We start from the raw sequence: 7,322 nt of genomic DNA on the forward strand, positions 1-7,322 counted from the left end.
CGCTGGGCGGCGGCGCGGAGCCCGGTCTGGAACATCCCCTCGTCCAGCTCCACGACCTCGGCGATCCCGCCGTCCTGGCGGGCACGCTGGAAGTTGGGCTCGAGCGGGACCGAGTCGAGGGACACGAAGGCGTAGACCAGCTTGCGCACCTTCCCGGCCCGGAGCAGCAGGCCGACGTCGGCGCCACCCCAGGAGACGACCGTGAGGTCCCTCAGGCCGGAGCGGCAGATCGCGCGGACCAGGGCCATCGGCTTGCGGCGCGGGCCCCAGCCGCCGATGCCGACGGTCATCCCGTCCTCGAGGCCGGCGACCACCTCGTCGATGGTCATCTGCTTGTCGCGGGGGGTGCTCATTTCTCACCCACGAACTCGTCACGCAGCTCGTCGGAGACGCCGGCCAGGTTCAGCTCCATGGTGAAGCCCTGCTCGAAGCGGTAGCTGCGGTTGACGTCGACCGGGTCGATCGCGTTGAGGGCCTCCTTGGCCATCCGCACCACGCGCGGATCCTTGGCGGCGATCTCGCCGGCGACCGCGAGGGCGGCGTCGTCCAGCCGCTCGCGGGGGACGACCTCGAGCACCGAGCCGTGCTGGACCAGGTCGGCGGCCGGGATCGTGCGGCCGGTGAGGTAGAGGGTGCGCATCAGGTGGGGCGGGACCAGGCGGGCGAGGTGGGTGGCCGCCCCGAGCGCGCCCCGGTCGACCTCGGGCACGCCCAGGTAGGCGTCGTCGGAGGCCACGATGCAGTCGGCGTTGCCGACCAGCCCGACGCCGCCGCCGAGGCAGAAGCCGTGGATCGCCGCGACGACGGGCACCGGGCACTCGTACACCGCCTTGAACGCCGCGTAGCAGCCGCGGTTGGCACCGATCAGGGCGTCGAAGCCCGTGGTGCGCTGCATCTCCTTGATGTCCACGCCGGCGTTGAAGCCCCGGCCCTCGGCCCGCAGGACCACCACGCGGGTGGCCTGGTCCCGGCCGGCCTCGTCCAGGGCGTCGGCGAGGTCGAACCACCCCTGCACGGTGAGGGCGTTCACCGGTGGCTGGTCCATCGTGACGACGCGGATGCCGTCGTCGCGCACCTCGCTGGTGATGGGCACAGGGCCTCCCTGATCGGACAACCAAACGTTTGCTTGGTACGGTACCAGCCATGAGTCTCTCGATCGACCTGGCCGGGCGCGTGGCTCTCGTGACCGGCGGTGCCAAGGGAGTCGGTGCGGGGATCTCCGCCGAGCTCGTGGCGGCGGGGGCGAACGTGGTGACCTGCGGGCGGCGGGAGGCCGAGGCGGCACCCGGGACCTCCCACGTGGTGTGCGACGTCCGCGACTCCGACGCGGTGCGCAGCCTGGTCGACGGGATCGTCGCCGATCGAGGCTCGCTGGACCTGCTGGTCAACAACGCCGGCGGCTCCGGCTGGGGGTTGGCGGCCGAGACCGACCACGTCGTCCACCGCAAGATCCTGGAGCTGAACCTCGTCGCACCGCTGCTCGTCGCGCAGGAGGCCAACCGGGTGATGCAGCGGCAGGAGCGGGGCGGAGCGATCGTCGGGATCTCGTCGGTCTCGGGTGTCCGGCCGAGCCCGGGGACGGCGGCGTACGGCGCGGCCAAGGCCGGTCTCGACCACCTGACCCGGTCACTGGCCATCGAGTGGGGGCCCCGGGTGCGCATCAACGCGATCGACCTGGGCATGACCCGGACCGAGGCCCTCGAGGGCTTCTACGGCGGAGCCGACAACCTCGACGAGCTGGAGCAGACCGTGCCCGGTGGTCGGCTGGCGTTGCCCCAGGACGTGGGTTGGCTGACCGCTTTCCTGGCCTCCCCGCTGGCCGCGCACATCAGCGGGGCGACCATCGAGCTGCATGGCGGGGGCGAGGCCGCTGACTTCCTCGCCGAGATGCGAGAGGAGCAGGCAGGGCCGTGAGCGGACTTCTCGAGGGGCGCGTCGCGATCGTGACTGGGGCCGGCCGCGGCATCGGCCGCGAGCACGCGCTCGAGCTCGCCCGCCAGGGCGCCGCCGTGGTGGTCAACGACTACGGCGTCTCGCTGGCCGGCGAGAAGGCGGACTCGCCCGCCGACGACGTCGTGTCCGAGATCGAGGCCCTGGGTGGCCGGGCGGTCGCCAACGGCGCCGACGTGGCCGACTTCGCCGACGCCGAGGCGATGGTGGCCCAGGCGATCGAGACGTACGGCGCCCTCGACATCCTGGTCAACAACGCGGGCTTCGTCCGCGACCGGATGCTCGTCAACGCCACCGAGGACGAGTGGGACGCCGTCGTCCGGGTCCACCTCAAGGGCCACTTCGCCCCGTTGCGGCACGCGGCGGCGTACTGGCGAGCGGAGTCGAAGGCGGACCGGCAGCGCGCGGGGCGGGTCATCAACACCTCCTCCGGCGCCGGGCTGCAGGGATCCGTGGGGCAGGCGGCGTACTCCGCGGCCAAGGCCGGCATCGCCGGCCTCACCCTGGTCGCAGCGGCCGAGCTGGGCCGGGTCGGCGTGACCGTCAACGCGATCGCGCCGGTCGCGCTGACCCGGATGACCGAAGGCGTCTTCGGGGCCGGGCTGCCCGAGCCGGGCGACAACTCCCCGGTGGTCGCCTGGCTGGCCTCCGAGCAGGCGGGTCACGTCACGGGACGGGTCTTCGAGATCGAGGGCGGCAAGCTGACGCTCGAGGACGGCTGGCGACACGGAGCCTCGCGCGATGCCGGCCGCCGGTGGGAGGCCGCCGAGCTCGGCGCGGTCGTCGACGAGCTGGTCGCCGAGGGCGCGACCCCCGAGCCCGTCTACGGCGCGTGACGCTGCACAAGCTTCACCAAGGTATGCAGACCAACCTGCACTCACCATGATGAATTGGTCGTGGGGAGTGCAGGTTCACCAAGGGATGCAGGCGAACCTGACGAGCTGTCAGCTCGATCGGCGGAGCTGGCGCCCCAGTCGGGCTGCCGCGAGACGCGGACGGTCGTAGTCGGACCAGACGTAACGGATCATGCCGAACGAGGTGATCTCACGCAGCAGGTCCTCGCGCTGCTTCTCCGCGAAGACGACCTCGCCGACGTCCTGGCCGGGCTTGAGCACGCGACCGTACTTGACGCGACCGTCGAACTCGCCCAGCTGGTTTCGGTCGGGCCATGCCCAGTCGCAGGTGCCGACAAGGGCGCCATTGGCGTCGTGCACCTGGTACTGCAACAGCGGCGCTGGGATGTGGTGCACCCAGAACAGCCAGCGGCCCCGTGTCTCGCCGACCGATGCAGAATCACCGTCAGCCATCCGTACAGGAATGTGCATCCCGCGCATCCGAGGCCACCGCTCCATGAGCTTGAACTGCTCCTCCAGCCCGGCGAGATCCGACAACCCCAGGTTCAGCAGGGAATCGAGGACGACAAGGCCGCGCTCGCCACCCCCGACGCGGGCACCCGCCTCCAGGGCGCAGCGGGCCGGGCTGAGCACGAGACCGAACGGCGTCTCGCTGAGGTCGTCCTTCAGGCAGAAGCCCTCATGGTGGACGACATCGCCTTCGATCCGGCCGGCCCCACCGTCCAGGCGGGTCACATGGACGCGCGACAAATCGATGTCCCATGTCGCGATGCCATGCTCCAGGCAGCCGGAAACGTCACTGAGGGCGACGGAAGGACCCAATGAATGCTGGACGGCGTGGGCACGCGCCAGGTGCCGGTCACGGTCGTCCATACCGGCCCAGAGGTCGACAAAGGTGTAGTAGCCACGCCTGATGCGCAGCCACAGCTGCGCTCGCACCGCACGAGTCACAGCCCGGTCGTCGTAGCCGAGCCCTCGCGCCTCGGCGCGGGTGAAGAATCCGCGAACTTCGGCCATGATGCGCAACGGGTCCATGCCGGAGGATGGTGCCCGCCGGGTCCTCGATTCGAGGACGTTGCATCGCGGGATGTGGAGGAGGCGCGCGGCGCTCCATCTTGTGGACGCGGGGTGGCCCTGAATGAACGCCGCTCGGTCTCCTCAGGCGTCCGGTGGCAACACGTCGTCGAGTCGGTCACCTCCCGTGGCGGCGCATCACTTCCCACGGTCAACTCATCGTGGGAAGTGCAGCCTCGTCTGCATACCTTGATGAAACTGCAGCCAGACGCTCAGATCCGCTCGATGATCGTGCCGGAGGCCTGGGCACCGCCCGCGCACATCGAGATCAGCGCGGTGGAGACGTCCCGGCGCTCGAGCTCGTGGAGCGCGGTGGTGAGCAGTCGGGTGCCCGTGGAACCCACGGGGTGTCCGAGGGCGATCGCCCCGCCGTTGACGTTGATCCGCTCCTCGGGGACCCGGTGGACCGACGCCCAGGACATGACCACCGCTGCGAACGCCTCGTTGACCTCGAACAGGTCGATGTCGCCGATCGTCATCCCGGTGTCCTCGAGCAGGCGCTCGGTTGCCTGGACCGGTCCGTCGAGGTGGTAGTAGGGGTCGGCGCCGACCAGGCAGGACGACACGATCCGGGCGCGTGGCCGCAGGCCCAGCGAGCCCGCGAGCGAGGCGTCCATCAGCAGCAGCGCCGACGACCCGTCGGAGATCTGGGACGACGTACCGGCGGTGTGGGTGCCGCCCTCGAGCACGGGCGAGAGGCCGGCCAGGCCCTCCAGCGTGGTCTCGCGGAGACCCTGGTCGCGGTCAACGGTGCGGGTCTCGCCGGTCGGCTCGCCGGCCTCGTCGAGCACGGCCGCCTCGACCGCGAAGATCTCCCGGGTGAACCGGCCCTCGTCGACCGCGGCGCGTGCCTTCTGCTGGGAGGCGAGCCCGAAGGCGTCGACCGACTCCCTGCTGAAGCCGCGGTCACGGGCGATCCGGTCTGCCCCCTCGAACTGGTTGGGGAGGTCGATGTCCCAGGCCGGTGGCCGCGGATCGCCCAGGCCCTCCGGCACGTTGCCGCCGAGCGGGATCCGCGACATCGACTCCACGCCGCAGGCGACGCCGGCGCGGATCACGCCGGCCAGGATCATCGCGTTGACCAGATGGGTGGCCTGCTGGCCGGAGGAGCACTGGGCGTCGATGACGGTCGAGGCCACCTGGCGGGGGAGCCCCGCATGCATCCAGGCCCGGCGCACCATGTTGTTGGACTGCTCCCCGGCCTGGGTGACGCACCCGCCGATCACCTCGTCGACCAGCGACGGGTCGACGCCGGCGCGCTTGAGGACCTCGACCTGGGCGGCGCCGAGCAGATCGGCGGCGTGTACGCCGGCCAACCAGCCACGGCGCTTGCCGAGAGGGGTGCGGACGGCCTCGACGATCACCGGGTTCCCGGCCGAGTTGCGCATGCGCCAAAACTAGAACACGTTCTTATTCGGGGCAAGGTGGCGCCCAAAACCGGGCCGCAGCCCTTCCGAACAGACCGGGAGTATGTCAGGATCTCGAACTAGAACGTGTTCCAGATTCGAGAGGTTCCTCAGGTGAACACACGCGTGAGCACTGTCGACGTCATCCCTGCCGGTTTCGACTTCACCGACCCCCAGACCAACGAGGCGAGCATCCCGCACGACGAGTTCCTCGCGTTGCGCCAGAAGGCCCCGGTGTTCTGGGTCGAGCAGGAGCAGGGCGCGCGCGACGGCATGTCCGCGGAGTCGGGGACGGGCTACTTCGCGGTGAGCAAGCACGCGGACGTGTCCGCGGTGTCCAAGAACAGCAAGGACTTCTCCAGCATGGAGAACGGCGCGATCATCCGTTTCCAGGCCGGGATGGAGCGCGACCAGGTGGAGCTGCAGCGGGTGATGCTGATCAACCAGGACCCGCCGGACCACACCAAGACCCGCCAGATCATCTCGCGCGGCTTCACGCCCCGCGCCATCGGTGCGCTCGACCAGATCATGAAGGAGCGGGCCGAGAAGATCGCGCGGGACGCGGTCGCCCGCGGCTCGGGGAACTTTGTCGACGACGTCGCCTGCGAGCTGCCGCTGCAGGCCATCGCGGACTTCATCGGCGTCCCGCAGGAGGACCGTCGCAAGCTGTTCGACTGGTCCAACCAGATGCTGGCCTACGACGACCCGGAGATCGACGTCGATCCCGACATCGCCGCCGCCGAGATCCTCGGCTACGCGATGGAGCTCGCCGCCGACCGGCAGGCCAACCCCCGCGACGACATCGTGACCAAGCTCGTCCACGCCGACGTGGACGGTCAGAAGCTCAACGACGACGAGTTCGGTTACTTCGTCATCATGCTCACCGTCGCGGGCAACGAGACCACCCGCAACGCGATCACCCACGGGATGAACGCCTTCCTCGACCACCCCGACCAGTGGGAGCTGTGGAAGCGGGAGCGTCCCGAGACGATGGTGGACGAGGTGATCCGGTGGGCGACCCCGGTCAGCTCCTTCCAGCGCACCGCCCTCAACGACGTCGAGGTGGGCGGCGTCCGGGTGCAGAAGGGGGAGCGGGTGGGGCTCTTCTACGCCAGCGCCAACTTCGACGACGACGTCTTCGAGGATCCCTACACGTTCGACATCACCCGGTCCCCCAACCCCCACGTGGCCTTCGGCGGGCACGGTGCGCACTACTGCATCGGCGCCAACCTCGCCCGCCTGGAGGTGAAGCTGATGTTCGACGCCCTGGCCGACATCGCCCCGGACATCAGCAAGGTGGCCGAGCCGCGCCGGCTCCGGTCCGGCTGGATCAACGGGATCAAGGACCTGCAGGTCAAGTACGCCTAGGACGCCCTGCCCAGGGTTCCCGGGGTTTCGAGGGATTTCGAGATGCTCGCCTCGCTCGTTCCTCGATCCAGGTCGCTACGCTCGCACCTCAACCACCGGAGGGCGCATGGAGCTGGTTCTGGGCACGATGTACTTCGGCACGCGCACCGACGAGGTGACGTCGTTCGCGTTGCTCGACCGGTTCGTCGAGGCCGGCGGCCGGGTGCTGGACACCGCCAACTGCTACGCCTTCTGGGTCTCCGACACCGGGCACGGCGGCCAGAGCGAGGCTGTCATCGGGCGCTGGCTCCGGGCCAACCCCGGCCTGCGCGACCAGCTGACCATCGCCACCAAGGTCGGCGTGGAGCCGGTGGACGGCGGCGGGATCGAGGGCCTGTCCGCGGAGGTGATCAGCCGGGAGGCGGAGCGGAGCCGGGAGCGCCTGGGCGTCGAGACCATCGACGTCTACTGGGCCCACGCGGAGGACCGGCACGTCGACCTCGCCGAGACCGTGACCGCGCTCGGTGAGCTGGTGACGCGGGGCGCCGTACGGCGGCTGGGGGCCAGCAACCACGCCACCTGGCGGGTGGAGCGGGCGCGCGAGCTGGCCCGCGAGCAGGGCCTCGAGCCCTTCTCGCTGCTGCAGCTGACGGCGTCGTACGTCGACCCGCGGCCCCGGGTCGAGGTGCCC

General features: G+C 70.3%; 8 protein-coding genes. 4 read left to right on the forward strand and 4 right to left on the reverse strand.

Features of this window, described 5'->3' with window-relative positions; genetic code table 11:
- Both VFN12_RS01320 and VFN12_RS01325 read right to left on the reverse strand, forming a co-directional pair.
- Positions 1-353, reverse strand: a 353-nt coding sequence (locus VFN12_RS01320; RefSeq protein WP_325116740.1) for a CoA transferase subunit A, incomplete at its 3' end; no start/stop codon positions are given.
- A complete protein-coding gene (locus VFN12_RS01325; RefSeq protein WP_325116741.1) occupies positions 350-1,093 on the reverse strand; it encodes an enoyl-CoA hydratase family protein in 744 nt (247 codons plus the stop codon). The genes VFN12_RS01325 and VFN12_RS01320, both read right to left, overlap by 4 nt.
- A 50-nt stretch (positions 1,094-1,143) precedes the next feature.
- Between VFN12_RS01325 and VFN12_RS01330 the strand changes: the two genes are divergently transcribed.
- Positions 1,144-1,914, forward strand: a complete 771-nt coding sequence (locus VFN12_RS01330; protein WP_325116742.1) for an SDR family oxidoreductase — start codon at positions 1,144-1,146, stop codon at positions 1,912-1,914.
- Positions 1,911-2,786 (forward strand): SDR family oxidoreductase, encoded by an 876-nt coding sequence (locus VFN12_RS01335; RefSeq protein ID WP_325116743.1) that lies wholly within the window; start codon positions 1,911-1,913, stop codon positions 2,784-2,786. Before VFN12_RS01330 ends, VFN12_RS01335 begins: the two co-directional genes overlap by 4 nt.
- A 108-nt stretch (positions 2,787-2,894) precedes the next feature.
- Here the strand turns inward: VFN12_RS01335 and VFN12_RS01340 are convergent, their stop codons facing one another.
- A complete protein-coding gene (locus VFN12_RS01340) occupies positions 2,895-3,839 on the reverse strand; it encodes a type IV toxin-antitoxin system AbiEi family antitoxin domain-containing protein (protein ID WP_325116744.1) in 945 nt (314 codons plus the stop codon).
- A gap of 251 nt (positions 3,840-4,090) precedes the next feature.
- The gene (locus VFN12_RS01345; protein WP_325116745.1) at positions 4,091-5,266 is read right to left on the reverse strand and encodes a steroid 3-ketoacyl-CoA thiolase; all 1,176 of its coding nucleotides are present in this window, start codon (positions 5,264-5,266) and stop codon (positions 4,091-4,093) included.
- 144 nt (positions 5,267-5,410) lie between these two features.
- Between VFN12_RS01345 and VFN12_RS01350 the strand changes: the two genes are divergently transcribed.
- On the forward strand, positions 5,411-6,652 hold the full coding sequence (locus VFN12_RS01350) for a cytochrome P450 (RefSeq protein ID WP_325116746.1): 1,242 nt from the start codon (positions 5,411-5,413) through the stop codon (positions 6,650-6,652).
- A 106-nt stretch (positions 6,653-6,758) separates the two neighbouring features.
- Positions 6,759-7,322 (forward strand): aldo/keto reductase (locus tag VFN12_RS01355; protein ID WP_325116747.1); only part of this gene is annotated, 564 nt, incomplete at its 3' end.

The sequence above is a fragment of the Nocardioides sp. genome (genome assembly GCF_035703625.1).
In the GTDB taxonomy this organism is placed as follows: domain Bacteria; phylum Actinomycetota; class Actinomycetes; order Propionibacteriales; family Nocardioidaceae; genus Nocardioides.